The following is a 19,608-nucleotide window of genomic DNA, read 5'->3' on the forward strand; positions in this document are numbered from 1 at the left end:
AATAATTCTTTCACAGTAATCAGATACTAAAGCTTAACCGAGAATAAACATACCTCCCATTAAATCCAGACGGCAACATACTAGTGAATGGTAAGATACCATTAAAGCTGTTTATCTTAATTACCTTATCTGGATACACATCAAATAGATTATTAGCACCAATAGCAATGGTTAGTTCTTTTATTATCTTGTAAGAAGCTTCAGCATCAACCAACCAAATTGGAGAAAAAGTTTGGTCCCTTGTTGGATCGTTATTAAATGATGTTACTTGTCCATATCTCTGTAATCTTGCCATAAAAGAAAAATTGTAGATTGAATAATTAGCTTGAAAATTCCATGAACTTAAAGGCTGACCACGTTCAAATCTTCCTTGCTCTACCCTGCCCAGCAAAGGTATTGTAGTTATACTTTGAAGCTGAGCAGGAGTTTGAATTTTGTCCTTGTTTGTAATGTCAGTCTTATTAAAATTAAGCGAAGCCATAAATCTTAATGTACCATCACCCAGCAGCAATCCGTATTTTGCTGTTATATCAAGTCCTTTAGTCTTTGTATCCAGGGCATTGGTAAAAAAGCGACCACCCGTAGCATTTACTCCTTTAGATTGCAAGAAATTAGCTATTCCCGAACCCGTAAAATTTTCTGTTAATACTATTCTATCTTTTAAATTAATTTCGTAAACGTCGATTGTAATTGCCAGGTTATTATCGGAAAAAGTTAACCCTCCACTAATATTTACAGATTTTTCAGCGGTTAAATCTTTTGCACCTAATGCCTTTGCAACTGCAGAGCTAACAGGGAAAGTGCCCAGTTCAAATGGAACACCGCCTATAAAAGTCGTAGCAATAGATGAAAAATATTCTTGGGATAAAGATGGTGCTCTAAAGCCAGTACTAATTGCACCTCTAAGCGCGAGATTAGGAATGAATTCATAACGTGCGTCAAACTTACCTGTCAAAGTCGAACCAAAATCGCTGTAATTTTCAAAACGAGCCGCTGCACCAAGAGATAATTGTGCATTAATTTGATTTTCTAAGTCTAAATACACTCCAACATTGGTTCGACTTTGATTTTGTTCGTTGCTTGGAGCAAAGCCAGGGAAAACCTGTGAACCTACAGGAGCCGGCTTTCCAGCATTCGGTCCATCAAGAATTGGTACACCACCATCTAAGTAAGATTTTGGTTCACCAGCAGCGATTTGATAATTTTCCCACCTAAATTCTAATCCAGCCGCAATATTCAATGGATTTTCAGTCCCAATATCAATCTGCTTTGAAAAATCAATTGTTGTTGTTGATTGGTAAAATTTTAATGCCCCTGCAAAAAACGAGGTGGGACTTTGAGCTCCATACGATGCGTTCAATGAATTATCCACATAGAAATTAAAAGAGTTACCTCCAAACACTTCTGCTGCATCATAAATTAAATCCCCCAAAGTTCCTTTGATGCCCGCAGCAAATGAGCCATCGTAAATTTTTGTATCAATCATTGGTAAAAATCCATCCGGATAAATTGCACGAACATTTCTATCATCTAAAGAACGGCGATAAAATCCGCCAGCTGAACCTTTCCTAAAACTGTAACCGCCAAAAGAATAGAATTCAGTACCCTCAGAAATTGGAATAGAACTATTAAGAAACACACCAATGTCTTCTAAATCAGCATCACCAAATCTGTGATTTAACCTTCCAAAAGTTGCTTCGCGTGGGTCTGGTTGACCATTAATTGTAAAATATTGTTGTCTATAGTCTATGCCAGATCTATTTGTAAAATTATGTTTGCGATAGTCTCCGCTTAGATAAACAACACCACCGTTAACATCAAAACCATAACCTAAGTGTACATTTTTAGAAATCCCATCTTGAATATTTACTTTTTCTGTTTTCCCGTCCCATGAATATGTGGAAGCATTTTCTCCGGGTAAATTACCTTCTGATTCTGAATATCCTCTTGTATAACCTGTTAGATACTCGCCATACGAAGTAGACACATCAAAACCTTTTTTAGATTTAAGTATAATATTAATTACACCAGCAATTGCATCTGAGCCATATTGAGCCGATGCACCATCTCGTAAAACTTCTATTCTTTCAATTGCTGAAGCTGGTATAGCATTTAAATCCGTTCCTGAAGAACCACGACCAATTGTACCATTCACATTTACAAGCGCGCTTGTATATCTTCTCTTGCCATTTATTAGAACAAGTACTTGATCCGGATTCAGCCCTCTTAACGTAGCAGGACGAACATGATCGGAACCATCTACTATACTTGTTTGTGGTGCATTATAAGATGGAACTAATGATTTCAACAAATCTGTTGTTAATGAAAACCCGGATTGCTCAATTTCTTTAGCTGTAATAATATCTATTGGCACTGGCGAATTGACAACAGTCCTGTCTTGTGTTCTTGTACCAACAACAACAACTTCTTGCGTGCCGATAATATCGTTTTGAAGCAAAAAATCTTGACTTATTGTCTCACTTGATTTAATATCAAATTCTTTCCTTACCGTTTTATAACCTATGAAACTCACTTGAATTACACGATGGCCTGTAGGTACTCTTAAAATATATTCGCCGTTGATATTTGCAGTTGTACCAATGTTTGTACCTATCACAATGATATTGGCGCCTACTAAATTTTCCCCTGTCTTTGCATCCTTAATTACCCCCTTTATAATTCCGTTTTGCGAAAAGGATAGTGAGTTGAAGACTATCAAAAAAAAGAATATCCCCCATAAATAAACATAATTGTTAAGCGGTTTTTGATAATAATGCATAAATCCTCCATTTTAGTTATAATAGAAATTCAATGGTGCTCTTTTGTTTTTTACACCTTTTATTTTTTATTGGTACTCACTATTAATTGAGTTTAACTTATTCTTCGTCAAAGGATAAAGAAGAAATTTCTGCCCATTTTGTTCAAATTATTAAAAAGCTAAAATTACTTTTAGATATGAACTGTACTAAAAACCAACAGCTGCACCGCTGCCACGAGCATCAGAAGCGCCGTAAATAAATCCATTTTCCTGGTCGATCATTATTCCTTCTGCCAATCCTAAAATTGTAAACTTCTGCTCTGCTTCTTGAAATTTGTAACCCATTTTTTTCAGATTTTCTTTAACATCTTTAGACAACGATAACCTTTCATAATAAATTTCATCTGGCATCCATTGATGATGAATGCGAGGTGCGCTGATTGCCTCTGCTATGTTCATTCCAAAATCAATACAATTTAAAATTACTTGAAGTACTGTTGTAATAATTCTTGAACCACCTGGTGAACCAATAATTATAAACGGTTTGTCATTTTTTAGCACTATGGTGGGTGTCATTGAACTAAGTGGTCTTTTTTCTGGTTGGATAGAATTGCCTTCAGTACCTAACAATCCAAATTGATTATATTCACCAGGTTTAGCACTAAAATCATCCATTTCATTGTTTAACAAAAAGCCAGCTCCATCTACAACAATTTTAGAACCGTAAGCTGAATTTATTGTTGTAGTAACACTAACAGCATTTCCAAATTGGTCATAAACTGAATAATGAGTAGTCTCATTGCTTTCTATAAATTTTTCTGGATTACCATGAGAAATTTGAGATGATGGTACAGCTTGATTTTTTCTTGCTTCTATTTTTTCAAATATGCTTTTTGCATATTCTTTGGATATTAATCCTTTTTTAGGCACTTTATAAAAATCTTCATCGCCAAGTAAGTAAGTTCTATCAGCATAAGTGTACTTCATAGCTTCAACTAAACGATGTATATATATGCTGCTTCCCCAGTCATCTTTAGAAAAGTTATAATTTTCTAAAATGTTGAGGAGTTCTATAAGGGCGATTCCACCAGAACTCGAAGGCGGCATTGAAATTATTTTGTATCCCCTATAAGTTCCTTCAACTACTGGCTTTTCAATAACTTTGTATTTTTCAAGATCCTCTTGAGTTATATAACCGCCAAGAGACTTAATTTGCTTTATAAGAAGATTAGCAACTTTGCCTTTATAAAAGCCATCTATGCCGTATTTTTTTATCATTTCTAAAGTATTTGCTAAGTCTTCTTGTTTAAATATTTCTCCTGTCTCATACGGTTTTCCATTTTTAGAAAAGATTTTAACTGATGAAGGATATTTCTTAAACTCATCTAAAAAACTTTTAAAAGAATCTGCAGTTCTATAATCTAAAATCCATCCATCTTTTGCTAAGTCGATTGCAGGCTGAATTACTTTAGCAAGAGGCATAGTTCCATACTTATTCAGCGCATAAATTAGTCCTGCAACACTGCCTGGCACCGCAACAGAGGTTGCACCTTCTCTACTTAACGATGGAACATATTCACCGTTTACCAAATACATATCTTTATAAGCCGAAAGAGGCGCTTTTTCTCGATAATCAATAGCAGTATTTTTTCCATTACTTAAATGAATGACCATGTAACCACCGCCTCCTAAGTTCCCAGCGAAAGGGTAAGTAACAGCTAATGCAAAACCAGTCGCCACTGCAGCATCAATTGCATTGCCGCCTTCTTCCATTATTTTAGTGCCGACTTTGCTGGCTAACTCGCTGGCACTAACAACCATACCATGTTTACTTCTTATTAATTGCGATGATTGAGCAATTATGAAACAATTGCTAATTAAAAAAAACAGCAATATTTTTTTAAAAGAGCTGTGATGTGTAATATTGAAATGGTTCATGGACACTAAATCCGATTAGGTAAAATTTAGTGACCAATATATTATCTGAAATGGCTTTTGTCAATAAATGTTTTATATGAATAAAATAATAATGTGCATTAACTTTCAAGAAGATTGTTAAGAATTGCAGAAACATATATGATCGCTGTCTCTGTCCTTAAACGATTGTTAGAAAGTTTAATCTTTCTTTTATTCTCAATCATATCAATTTCAGAACTATTTAGGCCACCTTCTGGACCAAAGATTAGGTAAAGTTTATCGGATTTCGACTTTTCAACACACTCTATAAAATCCCTTATAGTTTGATTTGTGTTTTGTTCGAAAAAAATTTTTATACCTTCGAACTCATTAAGTTTGCTGAGATTCTCCAAGACGGCAATATTAGGTAACCATGTGTGCAATGACTGTTTCATTGCAGAGAGCAATATTTTCTGCCATCTGCTTACTTTAAAATTTTTCATAATACTGCGGGAAGACCTAAAAACCAAAAAGTTAGTTATGCCTAACTCGACTGCTTTTTCCAATGCAAATTCAAAACGATAAGGCGATTTTAGTAATGGAAGACAAATGATGATATTACTAAAAGGATTATCAAATTGATTGACCTCAACAATTCTGCATGTAATCTCTCTCTGTTTTATGTTTTCTATTACTGCCTCAAAAATATTACCCTTACCATTTGTTACGAATATCTGATTTCCAATTTTATGGCGCATCACATCAATTATGTGATGTGCTTCTTCGCCATCAATTTTTATTTGGCCATTATTGATATTCGGAGAAAAATAAAGTTCAATATTAGAAAGCGAATCCAGTCCCAATTATAAATTCTCCTTTACCTAATTCATTTACTGCGTATTCGAATCTTATTGCATTATATGGTAAAATAAGTAATGTAATCCCTAAGCCGTATCCAGAATAGAAATCATTAAATTTTATCTTATCTAAATAGTTATATGTTGCACCAGCATCTGCAAAAGTCGTAATATAAATTCCAATTCTTGCAGAGGTTAATTTTCGTGGTAACAATGGTATTTTCAAGCTAAGGTCCCATTCTTTTAATAAAGGGTAACTAAATTCGACTGAAGTAAGTATTGAATTATAGCCCTCTTTATAATCATTAATATGACCTCTTACATACTCACTGTATCCTAAATATGAATAATCATAATAAGGTATAATTCTACCAAATGTTGATCTTGTTGCTATTTTAAATCGACCAATAAAATCGCCGTAAATATTCTTATGCTCTTGGAATTCTATTCTTAAAATATTGTATGATATATTGTCGATCCCAAATCCTTTATGTGTAAATTGAATAGAAGAGTAAATTCCCTCTTGCGAAAATTGCTTTAAATCGCGTGAGTCAAATTCGTAGCCAGAGCTTAACCAAACAGTCCTATCAATCGATGAAGAAGATGCAGAAATGCCAAAGATATTGTTAGAAGGAAAAGTTACATAATCAAAACCAAATGCAACATAAATTTTATTGAACTGATTTAGTCTCTTTGATAAGCTTAAAGCTGTAGAATAAAATATATTGTTAAAGTCACCTCCATAAAGCAGCTTAGCCGCATTACTTTTGTTGCTAATTTTTTGATAAGCAAGTGCAAATGAAATACCAATGTTTTCATCATATTGAAAAGCTGGATTATCATATAGCAAAGTAAAAAAGGGATCATAACCAAAATTTATTGTTGACCTTAATACCTCATTTCTTCCTCGAAAGTTTTTATAGGTTAGATGCAAACCGTAAGAGTATTTTTTTGCTCCGTTGGATTTACTGATAAAAGGAATCGGATAGATGTACCAAGATTCATTAACATCAATAAAAACAATTGAATATCCATTTGTTTCCTTCGGATAAATCTCAACTTTGCTAAATAAATTCAAGCTAAAAATTCTTTCACGATTATATTCAATATCTGATTTACTAATAACATCCCCTTTCTTAAAAGTAAGTTCTCTTAAAATGATAAAATCCTGCGTAATGTCATTTCCTTTAATTACTATTGAATCAACTCTGATTACATCATCAAGCACAGAATCAGCTGCAACAGCAGAGTTACTTTCAAATGCAAAAAGTAATAATGGTGAACAGGCATAAATCAATATAAATTTAATAATAGAATGGTTACGAAAGAATTGTTTGCTCATTAAAAAATTTTGAATTGGTTTCACATCAAAATATTATACATTACTTTAATGCAAGTATCTTGGATTACAGTAATTCCTTCTCTAACTACAGGCTCAACTGCCTCATCATTTCTAATGCCAAGTTGTAACCAAAGTACTTTCGGTTTAACAAAAAGTACATCATTTATAATTTCCGGAATGTCATTCGATTTTCTGAAGACGTTAACTATATCAATTTTGTAGGGAATTTTTAGTAACGATGGGTAAACTTCTATACTGTCAATTTTTATATCTAGATTAGGATTTACTCCAACTACATTATATCCTCGTTCAAGCAAAAAACCCGCTATTTCTCTGCTAATCTTAAAAGGGTTTCTCGAAATTCCAACCACAGCTATAGTTTTTGATTCGGTCAATATTTTTTTTATTTGAGAATTCGGTATTGTGTTCATGCGGAGTATTCCTTTTCAGTTTCATAAACACTAACAGGTAAACAACTACAAACTAAATTCCTATCGCCATAAGCATTATTTACCCGTCCAACTGCAGGCCAGAATTTATTTTGTTTTGTGTAAGCAGAAGGAAATGCAGCTTTCTCTCTGCTATATGGATGTTTCCAATCTTCCGATACAATTTCTAATGCGGTATGAGGTGCATTCTTAAGTACATTATTTACTTTATCAGCAACGCCGTTTTCAATCTCCTCAATTTCATTTCTAATAGAAATTAGTGCATCGCAAAATTTATTTAATTCAGTTAAAGATTCACTTTCTGTCGGTTCAACCATTAAAGTACCTGGCACTGGGAAAGAAACAGTAGGTGCATGGTAACCATAGTCCATTAATCTTTTAGCAATATCTTCCACATCAACACCGGTAGTTTGTTTAAATTTTCTCACATCAAAAATTAATTCATGAGCTACAAAACCATTCTTACCTGTGTAAAGAACATTATAGTAGTTTTCCAATTTAGCTTTCAGGTAGTTAGCATTTAAAATTGCAATTTTACTTGCTAAGGTTAAACCATCAGCACCCATCATTTTAATATACGCATAAGAAATAATTAGAATACTTGCACTTCCCCAAGGAGCAGAAGAGACAGCATGAATCGATTTATCGCTGCCAATTTTTACAATTGAATGACCTGGCAAGAATTGAGATAAATATTCAGCAGCAGCAATTGGGCCGGCCCCAGGTCCGCCGCCACCATGAGGAATTGCAAAGGTTTTGTGAAGATTTAAATGACAAACATCGGCACCGATAGTTTTGGGGTTGGTTAATCCTACTTGCGCGTTTAAATTTGCACCATCCATATAAACCAGGCCACCATATCTATGTACAATCTCACATATTTCAACAATATTTTCCTCAAAGACGCCATGAGTAGATGGATAAGTAACCATTAATGCCGAAAGGCTATCTTTATATTGTTCTGCTTTTTGCAGCAAATCAGAAAGGTCAATATTACCATCCTCATCGCATTTAACCACAACAACCTTGTTACCAGCCATTACCGCACTTGCTGGATTAGTACCATGCGCAGAAGATGGAATTAACACTACATTCCTATTAACGTCGCCTCTGCTACGATGATAAGCACGAATAACCATTAAACCTGTGAATTCACCTTGAGCACCAGAGTTAGGCTGAAGCGAAACTGCTGAAAATCCTGTAATTTTTGTTAATTGGTCCTTTAATTTACTAAATAAAATTTGATATCCTTCAGTTTGATCCAATGGAGCAAAAGGGTGAATATCTGAAAACTCCGGCCAAGAAATAGCTATTAATTCAGCTGCAGCATTTAATTTCATTGTGCAAGAACCTAATGGAGTCATGGACGTAGTAAGTGAAAGATCTTTTTGTTCTAAGGACTTAATGTACCGCATCATTTCTGTTTCGGAATAAAAAGAATTAAAAACTGGATGGGTTAAATATTTTGATGTTCTTTTCAGTTCTTCAGGAATATTAACTCTCACAGAACTGGCAATCTCATCGATATCTTTTTCCGAAATAGTAATTTTACTTACGGACTTAAATATTTCTATTAATTCTAATACATCTTCGTATGTTTTGGTCTCATCTAAAGATAGGGTTATGGTAGTCTCATCAACGTAATTTAAATTAATTTCTTTCGACAGTGAGATCTCTTTGATTTTTTGTAAATCTTCATTATGCAATTTTATTTTAAGTGTATCAAAATAAATTTTATTGACTTGATTAAGTCCCAGCAATTGTAATGTTTTATCTAACATTACAGTTAATTTGTGTATTCTTTCAGCAATTGCTTTTATTCCTTTAGGTCCATGATAAACAGCATACATACCTGCCATTATTGCAAGCAGCACTTGAGCTGTGCAAATATTGCTTGTAGCATGTTCTCTTTTAATATGCTGCTCGCGAGTTTGTAAAGCCATTCTTAATGCGTGCCTACCATGTGAATCAATTGAGACACCTATTATTCTGCCGGGAATTTGTCTTTTAAATTCTTCTTTTGTTGCAAAATAAGCTGCATGAGGACCGCCGTATCCCATCGGGACACCAAATCTTTGCGTTGAACCTACAACTACATCAGCTCCAAATTCACCAGGAGGAATAAGCAAAGCTAAGCTTAAGATATCAGCTGCAACAGCTTTGAAAATATTAAGTTGGTCAGCCTGCTTGAATAAATCTCTATAATCATAAATTTGACCATCTTTAGCCGGGTACTGAACTAAGATTCCGAACATCTCGTCTGTTAACTGAATGTTCTTATGGTTCCCTATTTGAATTTTAATTCCTAAGGGTTCAGCGCGTGTAAGAAGGACATCTATTGTTTGGGGAAATACATCTTCGGATACAAAAAATACATTAGAATTTTTCTTATTAGATTTTCTTGAAGAGTAGAGCATCGACATTGCTTCAGCGGCAGCTGTTCCCTCATCTAAAAGTGATGCGTTAGCTATTTGCATTGCAGTTAAATCAATAATCATAGTTTGAAAGTTCAACAATGCTTCAAGTCGACCTTGCGAAATTTCCGGCTGGTATGGTGTGTATTGTGTGTACCATCCAGGATTTTCTAAAATGTTTCTTTTAATTACTGAAGGTGTAATTGTTGGATAGTAGCCCATTCCAATATAGGTCTTGTAAACTTTGTTTTTTTTAGCAATTTCCTTTAAGTGAGATATTAGTTCGAACTCAGTCAAAGGCGGTTCTAACTCTAAAGGACTTTTTAATCTAATTGAGTTAGGGATAGTTTGGTCAATTAGCTCATCTAATGAGCTAACTTTAATTGTTTTTAACATCTCTTTAATATCTTGATTACTTGGACCAATATGACGGTCTAAAAACCTGTCGTAAAATTCAAAGTTATTCATGTTGTTTCTCTATAAGATTATGAGTAAAAATTTTTTTCTTAGGGAAATATAAAGAAAAGGATTGAATTGAAGATTTGAAATAAAAGTTAATTATGGCTTTTTAATTTAATTAATGCATTTTTTGATGCTTCTTGCTCAGCATTTTTTTTATTATTTCCTTTACCAACACCAAATATCTCTCCTGCAATAGAAACCTCCACAGTAAATTCTTTGTTATGTTCTGGTCCTATTTCATTTACTACTTTGTACTTTGGCTGTTCTAACTTTTTAGCATGGGTATATTCTAACAGTTGTCCTTTATAATTAGTATCGACAAAAAAATCTGGATAGTCATTCACTTCACTTAATATCCACTTTGAAATAAATTTTTCAGCATCAGAAATACTTTTTTCTAAATATATAGCTCCTATCAATGCTTCCAGAGCATCTGCTAAAATTGTTTTTAAACCCTCACTAGAATTGCCAATATATTTATTGTTAAACAGGACGATATCTTTTAACCCCATTTTACTGGCAGAAGCATATAGTTTTTCTTTATTCACTAAGAAAGCTCTTTTTTTCGTTAAATAACCTTCATTTTCGTAAGGGAATCTTTTAAATAAGAATTTAGCAGAAATAAGATTTAAGACGGCATCGCCCAAAAACTCTAATCTTTCATTTGATTTTTCAAGATTTGGATATACTTCAAGGTAAGAACGATGTGTAAGTGCTTTTAAAAAAAGCGATTTATTTTTAATTCTGAATCCCAGAACTTTCTGAAGTAAAGATAATTTTCTTTTTTCTTCAGCAGATAATAAAAGTTTACTACGATAATGCGGTATATTTAGGGAAATTATTCTTTTAAGCCAGCTTATCACAACTTATAACTAATTACTCCACAAATTTTTTAAATAACAAAGTAGCATTATGCCCTCCAAAACCAAAAGTGTTGCTAATTGCGTAGTTAATTTCTCTTTCCACTGCAACTTTTGGTGTATAATTTAAATCGCACTCGGGGTCAGGAACATCTAAATTTATTGTAGGAGGTATAAGATTATTTTTAATTGTTAAAATAGTAGCGATAGCTTCAACAGCACCAGCAGCTCCGAGTAAATGCCCTGTCATAGATTTAGTTGAGCTAATTGATAATTTATAAGCGTGGTCACCAAAAACTGTTTTAATAGCTTGGGTTTCATGTAAATCGTTAAGTTCAGTAGAAGTTCCATGTGCGTTAATATAGTCAATTTCATCGGGTTTAACGTTGCCATCTCTTAAAGCTTCTCGCATAGACCTAACAGCACCTTCCCCGCCAGGTGGTGGAGCAGTAATATGAAATGCATCACCGGTTAAGCCTACACCAATAATCTCAGCATAAATTTTTGCATTTCTATTTTTGGCATGTTCCAATTCTTCGAGAATAAGAGTGCCTGCTGCCTCTCCCATAACAAAGCCATTTCTATCTTTATCAAATGGACGCGACGCTTCTAAATATCGGTCGTTCCATGTAGAAAGAGCCCGTGCAGCGTTGAATCCGCCTATTGACATTGGAGTAATTGCAGCTTCAGAGCCACCACAAAAAATTATATCTGCCGAACCCCGTTGAATTAAAATAAAAGCATCGGCTATAGCATGAGATGAGGTTGCACAAGCTGAAGTTGTAGCGTAATTAGGTCCCTTTAACCCATATTTTATTGAAATTTGTCCAGCAGCAATATCTGAAATCATCATTGGTACAAAGAAAGGACTAATTCTTTTTGCTCCACCTTCTATAAAAGCGATATGTTGCTTTTCGAAAGTATCCATTCCCCCTATTCCAGAGCCAAAAATGACTCCTGCTCTTTCCAAATTAATTTTTGATAAGTCAATTTGTGAATCTTCTAATGCCATTGCTGCGGTTGCCAACGCATACTGAGTATAAGGATCCATACGTCGAACTTCTTTTTTATCTATATAAGTTAGCGGGTCAAAATTTTTAATTTCGCAGGCAAATTTAGTGTTGAAATTTGTAGTATCGAATCTTGTAATTAAGCCGGCACCATTTCTGCCCGTTTTAAGTCCCTCCCAAAATTCCTCTAAGTTATTTCCAATGGGGGTTAAGGCGCCCAGACCAGTTATAACAACTCGTCTTTTGCTCATTATTAATCCTTTAAAATTGTTTAAAAACAATGAGAATTCAGCACTTTGTGGTAAAGCTGACATAAACAACTATATAATTACAAAATTAAGTTTATGTCAGCTAATAGTTTTATTGAGCTACTTTCTCTTTCAAATAATTTATTGCATCACCGACAGTAGAAATTTTTTCTGCATCTTCATCTGGGATTGAGATATTGAATGCAGTTTCAAATCCCATTACTAATTCTACGATGTCGAGAGAATCAGCTCCTAAATCATTTGTAAAAGAAGCTTGAGGGGTAATTTGCGACTCCTCAACACCAAGCTTATCCATAATTATTTCTTTAACTTTAGCTTCAATATCCATTTTATTCTCCTTAATTGATTTATAGATTTATTTAGAAAATTAAATGAATTACATTGTCATTCCACCATCAACGGCAATAACTTGGCCTGTAATATAAGACGTTTTTTCATCTGCCAAAAATAATACTAATTTAGCAACATCTTCAGGCCTACCCAGCCTTTTTATGGGGATTGCAGTTAATAACGTTTCTCTTTGTTTGTCATTTAACTTGGAAGTCATGTCAGTTTCAATGTAGCCCGGTGCAATAGCATTAACAGTAATTCCGCGAGATGCAACCTCTCTGGCTGTAGCTTTTGTGAACCCCACAATTCCAGCTTTGGATGCTGCATAGTTTGCTTGACCAGCGTTACCGATTAGCCCAACTACAGATGATATGTTAATTATTCTACCGTATCTTTGTTGAATCATGTATTTTAGCGAGGCTTTAGTGTAGTTAAACACACTTTTCAAATTAATTTTAATTACCTGATCAAAATCTTCCTCAGACATTCTTAAAAGCAAATTGTCGCGTGTTATTCCTGCATTATTTACTAAAACATCAATTCCACCAAATTCTGATGCTATTTTATCGACAATTATTTGTGCATCTTTGTATGAAGATACATCACTTTTAAACGAAATGACTTTTACCTCGCTGTTGCTTAATTCTTTTTTAATTTCCTCAGCACATTCATCACAACTGTTATAAATAAAAGCAATGTGTGAAAAATTAGAAGTATTTTCAGCAGCAAATTCTTTTACTATTGCTCTGCCTATCCCTCTGCTGCCGCCTGTTACTATTACTTTTTGTTTTTTTTCAATCACTAATTTGATTCTCTAATTGAATTCTGAATTAGTCAAGAATAATTTTGTTAATTATATAGTTAAAAATATACAACTCATGGTATTATTTTTCCACTTGTTTATTTTATTAAGAACTAACAACGAAAACTAAAAACAGAGTATTAATTGTTTAGTCAAAATATTTAAAATTTATAAAAGATTACTGATTTACTTTAAAATTAGTTTTTTCTCCTTCTTGCAGTAATTTCAATCTTGTCATATACTCATTTTTATATTCAACAAGCTCCTCATAGTCTTTTTCGCCAAAGAAATATATTAATTCATCCTTGCAACATTCAAAAACTGTAGACAATTGATTTTCTGCTCTGCTGCAATAATGCATTCTGGCAATATGTTCGTCGTCAACAGTTAATACACCATCACAAATTACAAGTGGGAATAAAATACAATACAAAGGTTTATATTTCCATTTAAACTCACCATCTTTCATTGCGATTTTTTGAAGAGTGCAAAAACCTTCTTTATCTAAAAATACACATTTGCCATTGTGAACTTGAGTGCCTACTGCAACACCGGATTCAAAATCTGCATCTTCTTCTGGTTGCTCAAACCACAGATTAACGTCTTTTGTCTGAGAATCATCCATTTCTTTAATAATTCTATCCTTATGTTGAATTATTTTCTCGTATTCTTTTTTGTCTGTGTAGACACCATAATAGCAGCACTCACCAGAGCAAATACAAACATTGCATGCTCTTACAAATTTAAAGGTAAAAATAATTGGATCTATCCAAATTCCTTTAATTTTTTTTTCGTATTTATCTTTCATTATAAATACCTTTCAACGTCAGCGTATTTATCAATGCCGCTGATTTTTACATCTGGATTAATTCGCTTAACTAAACCTTGTAAAACTTTTCCAGGTCCTATTTCTACAAACTCGTCTATTCCATCATTTATCATATTTTTTATTGTATCCTCCCAAAGCACTGGCGAAGTTAGCTGCTCGGCTAACAATTCTTTTATATTATCCTTAGAAGTAACAGGTGTGGCTGTTACATTAGAATAAACTGGGATTTTTGCATTATAAAAAGGTGTTTGTTCAAGTTTAGCTTTTAATTTTATTTTTGCTGGTTCCATTAGTGGGGAATGAAATGCCCCGCTAACTACTAATTCTCTAACTAACTTAGCTCCAGCTTCCTTGCATAAATCCATAGCAAAGTGAACGCCATCAACTGAGCCAGAAATTACAACTTGTGAAGGCGAATTGAAATTAGCGCATTGTACAATTCCTTTTACGGAAGCCTTGTTGCATATTTCTATTAAAATCTCATTAGAAAGTCCAACAACAGCTGCCATTGTACCTGGCTGTTCAATTCCACATTGCTGCATAGCCTTACCTCGATAATAGACCAGCTTAACTGCTTCATAAAATTGAATTGCATCAGCTGCGACTAAAGCCGAGTATTCACCTAACGAATGCCCAGCAACAGCATGGGGTTCAAGTGTTCGTATTAGACTTGCGAGTACAATGCTGTGAACAAAAATTGCTGGTTGAGTAATTTCTGTTTGTTTCAACTGCTCTTCTGGTCCATTAAACATAAAATGAGATAAAGAAACACCTATTGCTTCTTCTGCAGTTTTAATCATTTCTTGGGCTTCAACTGAGTTGTCATAAATATCTTTAGCCATGCCAACGTATTGTGAGCCTTGTCCCGGAAACAAAAAAGCTCTTTTACCCATCAGTCAATGCTCCAAGTTAAGTAAATAGAACCCCAAGTATAACCAGCACCGAAAGCTGCTAATATTAAATTATCACCTTTTTTAACTTTTCCATTGCGATAGTATTCAGTGAGACACAATGGAATTGTAGCAGCAGTTGTATTTCCATATTTATCAATATTTATCATAACTTTATCGCGTGAAATTCCCATTCTTTCTGCTGTTGCATCGATTATCCTTAAATTAGCTTGATGTGGCACTAAATAAGCCACATCTTCAGGTTTTAATCCATTTTTCTTCATTATTTCGTAAGAAACATCTGCCATTCCTTTTACAGCGGCTTTGAAGACTGTTTTTCCTTCTTGATAAATGTAATGCCATCTTTTTTCAACTGTTTCTTTTGTAGCAGGATACAAACTACCTCCTGCTTTCATGTGAAGAACATCCTTTCCGCTTCCATCGCAAAAAAGTAATGAATCTTTAATTCCGTATCTCAAATCGCTTGTAGGTTCAAGCAAAACGGCTGAAGCTGCATCACCAAAAAGAATACAGTTATTACGGTCTGTATAATCAGTAATAGAGCTCATTTTATCTGAACCAACAACAATTACTTTTTTATAAGCACCACTCTGAATTAAAGCAGCACCAGTTTGAAGTGCAAATAAAAACCCAGAACAAGCAGCAGATAAATCGAAACCCCAAGCATTTTTTGCACCTATTTTTTCTTGAACTAAGCATGCAGTAGCTGGAAAAAACATATCAGGTGTTACTGTAGCAACAATTATTACGTCAATTTCTTCCGGTTTAATATTGGTAGTACTCAACAAATCTTTAATTGCAAAAGCTGCCATGTCACTTGATGCACCATTTTCAATTATTCTTCTCTCTTTTATTCCTGTACGACTTACTATCCATTCATCTGTTGTATCCACAATCGATTCAAAATATTTATTATCTAATATTTTGTCTGGTACATACATTCCAACCGCAGTAATAGTAGCATTTATTTTCTTATTTTCCGCTTGCATAATTTTTTAATGCGTCCTCCATTTTCTGAATAAGATTTTTTTCGTACATCTCTTTAGCTCTAAAAACCATATTTTTAATTGCTAAGGGTGAACTTGAGCCGTGACCAATAATGCTAATTCCGTTTACCCCCAAAAGAGGTACCCCGCCATAAGTTTGATAATCTATATCAGCAAGAGCTGACTTAAAAACATTTTTTACTACCAAAGCTTTTAATTTATTAACTAAATTGGCATTTGCATATTTTCGTATTTTAGTTTTTAAGAATCCAATAAAACTTTCACCAAATTTCAATAGTATATTACCTACAAAACCATCGCAAACAACAATATCAGTTTTACCTTTTAATATATCTCTGCCTTCAACATTTCCAACGAAATTTAAGTTAGATTTTTTAAGAAGTGAGTAAGCAGTCAAACTTACCTCATTTCCTTTCGATTCTTCTTCCCCCACATTTAGTAAACCCACCGAAGGATTTTTTACTCCGTAAATTTCCTTAGAAAAAATGGTGCCCATAACAGCATATTCAAACAAATGTGTTGCTTTACTATCAACACTTGCACCAGCATCGAAGACGAGGCAAACTTTGCCAGTCTCTGTTGGAAAAGATGCACCTATAGTTGGTCTGCCAACTCCTGGAATTCTACCAATAATTAAAGTTGACACTGCAAGCATTGCCCCGGTATTACCTGCACTCACAAAAGCATCCGCTTTACCATCTCTGACGAGTTTAGCACCTACTACCAAAGATGAATTTGGTTTAGATTTAATAGCGTTTATTGGAGATTCATTCATTTCAACTACATCATCGGCATGTACAATCATATTTTCACTTAAGACAATATTGAGCTGTTGCGCAGTTTGAAGTACCTTACTTTTATTACCGACTAACAACAATTCAAAATCAGCAGATTCTTTCAGGGCATCCAACGAGCCCAACAGTTCATTTTGAGGGGCAAAATCACCCCCCATTGCATCAACAGCAACCACACATTTTTTCTTATTAAAAGAATTTACCATTTAAGACTTGTTTATGATTCAGGTACAAACATTGATCTGCCAGCATAATAGCCGCAGTTTGGGCATGCTCTATGACTTAATTTAAGTTCACCACAGTTGGAACACCTACTAAGCGAAGGTACTTGAGCTTTGTAATGGGTTCTTCTTTTATCTCTTCTTGATTTAGACATTTTTCGTTTCGGATTTGGCATTTTATATCCTTTCTTTAGTTTTAATAAATTTTTATGTGTAAAAGATTTATGTAGTTTTAAGCAAATTTTTTAATGGTAGCCAAACTTCATTTTCTATCTGTTGCTCACATTTACATTGCATCTCATTCAAGTTAGCACCACACTTACTACATAAACCCTTGCAATCTTCTTTGCATAGTATTTTCATTGGTACCGAAAGTTTTGTATACTCAACAACATCGTCGGTTAAATCAATTTTATCACTATCTGGCAAAAGAAACTTAATGTTTTCATCATCAGAAATTCTCTTCGATTTTGAAAACAAATATGAAAGAAAATAATGGCTGTGTAATTCTTTATTAAATTCACTATTACATCTATCACAAATGAGCTTAGCATAAGCTGTAACATTACAATCCAAAATAATCTGATGTGATGATTTATCCATCCGGCATTGCAACACCACATTACCAAGAAAAGCAGAACCCAATTTTAATTTTTCTGCTGGTTCGACAAACTCAAGTTCATGAATACCATCAGAAAAATTGGTATATTTTATTATCATCTATGCAATTAATTTAAAATTAATGGCAAAATATAAATATAGAGTGGTTTATAAGCAAGAAAGTTACATTCTGGTGCTTTATAATACAGTTGTTATAAAATAGCTGATAAGTAATAAGTAATTAAGTTCACCTAAAATATTTTTTCGATTATGTCCATCATTGCATCTTTGTTAGCAGCTGCCCTTCCAATGTTGATTTATCTTATTATAATTTGGAAAATGGACAAATACGAACGTGAACCACTAATAAACGTGATAGTTCATTTTTTGTGGGGTGCCTTCGGAGCAATTTTCTTTGCTGTAGCTGGTTCATCTTTTTTTAATTTTCTTTTTGCTACAAAAAACAATACGCCTCCCTTAATTGTTCAGTCAGTAATTTTTGCACCATTTACAGAAGAAATTGCCAAAGGTTCATTCCTTTTAAAAACTGTGACTGATAAAAAATTCGACAATCTAATCGATGGATTAGTTTACGGAGGAGCAATTGGTTTGGGATTTGGTATGACAGAAAATTTTATTTATTACTTATCGTATGGTACAACATTTTATGCATGGCTGCAATTGGTTATAATTCGTTCAGGCTTTTCGGCTGTTATGCACTGTATTTCGACTGCTGCATTAGGCGCATTTTTAGCAATAGCAAAATTTTCCGAAAACTCAATAAAATTTCTTTTGCCAATATTTGGGTTCCTAATTGCGATGGTCATTCATTCAATCTGGAATTTAAGCGTAAGCTTTGTAAACACATATATTTGGGGGACAATATTTATATTTCTTCTGATAATCTTCTTCATATCATTGTTTAAATTTTTCATTGTGAAAGAAAGAAAAATAATTTTGCGAGAATTGACCGAAGAAGCTAACATGAACTTAATACCTTTCAGCCACCTTTCTATTTTAAGCTCTAAATCGAGATTAAAAAAAGGATGGATTGATGAACGAATTAGAAAATTATATGTTAGGACTGCAATTAAACTAGCCTTTAGAAAAGCACAGTTTAAAATTTCAAATGGATATAAAAAGTTATATTACGAAAACGAAATAAAACAGTGTAGAAATTTGATTTCGGATTTACTATCAACAAATATTAAATGAGATGAAACCAATTGGAATATACGGCGGAACTTTCGACCCGATACACATTGGACATTTAATATGTGCACAGGTTGTGCTCGAAAAAAGAAATTTAGAAAAAATTTTTTTTGTACCGTGCAAAATTTCTCCTTTTAAACAGAATGAAAAACCAACTGAAGATAAACATCGCTTAGAGATGATTAAATTGTCTATTACTAACTCTCCTCATTTCGATTTCTCAGATTATGAAATAAATAATGAAAGGGTTTCTTACACAATTGATACTATTAAAGAGTTTAAAAAATATTACCAAAACATTGAACTTATTATTGGGTACGATAACTTAGTTTTATTTGACAAATGGAAAGAACCAGATAAAATTTTGGAACTTGCCAAGCTTATCGTAATGAAAAGAGTAAACGAAATACCCACTAAAGGGAAACACAAATACTTTGATAAAGCTATATTAGTAGATACACCAACAATTGAAATTTCCTCAACTGAGATACGCAATAGGATTAAAAGAAGACTTACAATCAATTATCTTGTACCAGAAGCAGTAAAGGAATATATTTATAATAATAAATTATACATATAAGAATT

18 protein-coding genes are annotated in these 19,608 nt (G+C 33.6%); 2 read left to right on the forward strand and 16 right to left on the reverse strand.

Annotated elements, in window-relative coordinates; genetic code table 11:
* Positions 1 to 19 precede the first annotated feature (19 nt).
* The 16 genes from ABRY23_02705 to ABRY23_02780 all read right to left on the reverse strand — a co-directional run bounded on the left by ABRY23_02705 (position 20) and on the right by ABRY23_02780 (position 17,931).
* A complete protein-coding gene (locus ABRY23_02705) occupies positions 20 to 2,779 on the reverse strand; it encodes a TonB-dependent receptor domain-containing protein (protein ID MFA3781960.1) in 2,760 nt (919 codons plus the stop codon).
* Between the two features lie 186 nt (positions 2,780 to 2,965).
* The gene (gene ggt / locus ABRY23_02710) at positions 2,966 to 4,696 is read right to left on the reverse strand and encodes a gamma-glutamyltransferase (GenBank protein MFA3781961.1); all 1,731 of its coding nucleotides are present in this window, start codon (positions 4,694 to 4,696) and stop codon (positions 2,966 to 2,968) included.
* Between the two features lie 98 nt (positions 4,697 to 4,794).
* Positions 4,795 to 5,517: a 16S rRNA (uracil(1498)-N(3))-methyltransferase gene (locus ABRY23_02715; GenBank protein MFA3781962.1), complete on the reverse strand. Its 723-nt coding sequence runs from the start codon at positions 5,515 to 5,517 to the stop codon at positions 4,795 to 4,797.
* Positions 5,495 to 6,853, reverse strand: a complete 1,359-nt coding sequence (locus ABRY23_02720; GenBank protein MFA3781963.1) for a POTRA domain-containing protein — start codon at positions 6,851 to 6,853, stop codon at positions 5,495 to 5,497. Before ABRY23_02720 ends, ABRY23_02715 begins: the two co-directional genes overlap by 23 nt.
* 20 nt (positions 6,854 to 6,873) lie before the next feature.
* The gene (locus ABRY23_02725) at positions 6,874 to 7,284 is read right to left on the reverse strand and encodes a CoA-binding protein (GenBank protein ID MFA3781964.1); all 411 of its coding nucleotides are present in this window, start codon (positions 7,282 to 7,284) and stop codon (positions 6,874 to 6,876) included.
* Positions 7,281 to 10,184, reverse strand: a complete 2,904-nt coding sequence (gcvP, locus tag ABRY23_02730) for an aminomethyl-transferring glycine dehydrogenase (GenBank protein MFA3781965.1) — start codon at positions 10,182 to 10,184, stop codon at positions 7,281 to 7,283. The genes ABRY23_02725 and gcvP overlap by 4 nt, the downstream gene beginning before the upstream one ends.
* 86 nt (positions 10,185 to 10,270) lie before the next feature.
* Positions 10,271 to 11,041 (reverse strand): ribonuclease III, encoded by a 771-nt coding sequence (gene rnc / locus ABRY23_02735; protein MFA3781966.1) that lies wholly within the window; start codon positions 11,039 to 11,041, stop codon positions 10,271 to 10,273.
* A gap of 13 nt (positions 11,042 to 11,054) precedes the next feature.
* Entirely contained in the window at positions 11,055 to 12,299 is a 1,245-nt protein-coding gene (fabF, locus tag ABRY23_02740) for a beta-ketoacyl-ACP synthase II (protein ID MFA3781967.1), read from the reverse strand.
* 109 nt (positions 12,300 to 12,408) lie between these two features.
* Positions 12,409 to 12,645: an acyl carrier protein gene (locus ABRY23_02745; GenBank protein MFA3781968.1), complete on the reverse strand. Its 237-nt coding sequence runs from the start codon at positions 12,643 to 12,645 to the stop codon at positions 12,409 to 12,411.
* 48 nt (positions 12,646 to 12,693) lie between these two features.
* The gene (gene fabG / locus ABRY23_02750; protein MFA3781969.1) at positions 12,694 to 13,446 is read right to left on the reverse strand and encodes a 3-oxoacyl-[acyl-carrier-protein] reductase; all 753 of its coding nucleotides are present in this window, start codon (positions 13,444 to 13,446) and stop codon (positions 12,694 to 12,696) included.
* A 181-nt stretch (positions 13,447 to 13,627) separates the two neighbouring features.
* A complete protein-coding gene (locus tag ABRY23_02755) occupies positions 13,628 to 14,257 on the reverse strand; it encodes a DUF3109 family protein (protein MFA3781970.1) in 630 nt (209 codons plus the stop codon).
* On the reverse strand, positions 14,257 to 15,171 hold the full coding sequence (gene fabD / locus ABRY23_02760; GenBank protein MFA3781971.1) for an ACP S-malonyltransferase: 915 nt from the start codon (positions 15,169 to 15,171) through the stop codon (positions 14,257 to 14,259). The genes ABRY23_02755 and fabD overlap by 1 nt, the downstream gene beginning before the upstream one ends.
* On the reverse strand, positions 15,171 to 16,178 hold the full coding sequence (locus ABRY23_02765) for a beta-ketoacyl-ACP synthase III (protein ID MFA3781972.1): 1,008 nt from the start codon (positions 16,176 to 16,178) through the stop codon (positions 15,171 to 15,173). Before ABRY23_02765 ends, fabD begins: the two co-directional genes overlap by 1 nt.
* Positions 16,162 to 17,196, reverse strand: a complete 1,035-nt coding sequence (gene plsX / locus ABRY23_02770) for a phosphate acyltransferase PlsX (GenBank protein MFA3781973.1) — start codon at positions 17,194 to 17,196, stop codon at positions 16,162 to 16,164. Before plsX ends, ABRY23_02765 begins: the two co-directional genes overlap by 17 nt.
* A gap of 11 nt (positions 17,197 to 17,207) precedes the next feature.
* On the reverse strand, positions 17,208 to 17,387 hold the full coding sequence (gene rpmF / locus ABRY23_02775; protein MFA3781974.1) for a 50S ribosomal protein L32: 180 nt from the start codon (positions 17,385 to 17,387) through the stop codon (positions 17,208 to 17,210).
* A 46-nt stretch (positions 17,388 to 17,433) separates the two neighbouring features.
* Positions 17,434 to 17,931: a DUF177 domain-containing protein gene (locus tag ABRY23_02780; GenBank protein ID MFA3781975.1), complete on the reverse strand. Its 498-nt coding sequence runs from the start codon at positions 17,929 to 17,931 to the stop codon at positions 17,434 to 17,436.
* A gap of 189 nt (positions 17,932 to 18,120) precedes the next feature.
* Here ABRY23_02780 and ABRY23_02785 point away from each other — a divergent pair, with 189 nt between their 5' ends.
* Both ABRY23_02785 and nadD read left to right on the forward strand, forming a co-directional pair.
* On the forward strand, positions 18,121 to 19,026 hold the full coding sequence (locus ABRY23_02785; protein ID MFA3781976.1) for a PrsW family intramembrane metalloprotease: 906 nt from the start codon (positions 18,121 to 18,123) through the stop codon (positions 19,024 to 19,026).
* Position 19,027: 1 nt separating this feature from the next.
* Entirely contained in the window at positions 19,028 to 19,603 is a 576-nt protein-coding gene (nadD, locus tag ABRY23_02790; GenBank protein MFA3781977.1) for a nicotinate-nucleotide adenylyltransferase, read from the forward strand.
* The last annotated feature ends 5 nt before the right edge of the window (positions 19,604 to 19,608 follow it).

The organism is Melioribacteraceae bacterium 4301-Me, from assembly GCA_041538185.1.
Classification (GTDB): domain Bacteria; phylum Bacteroidota; class Ignavibacteria; order Ignavibacteriales; family Melioribacteraceae; genus Pyranulibacter; species Pyranulibacter aquaticus.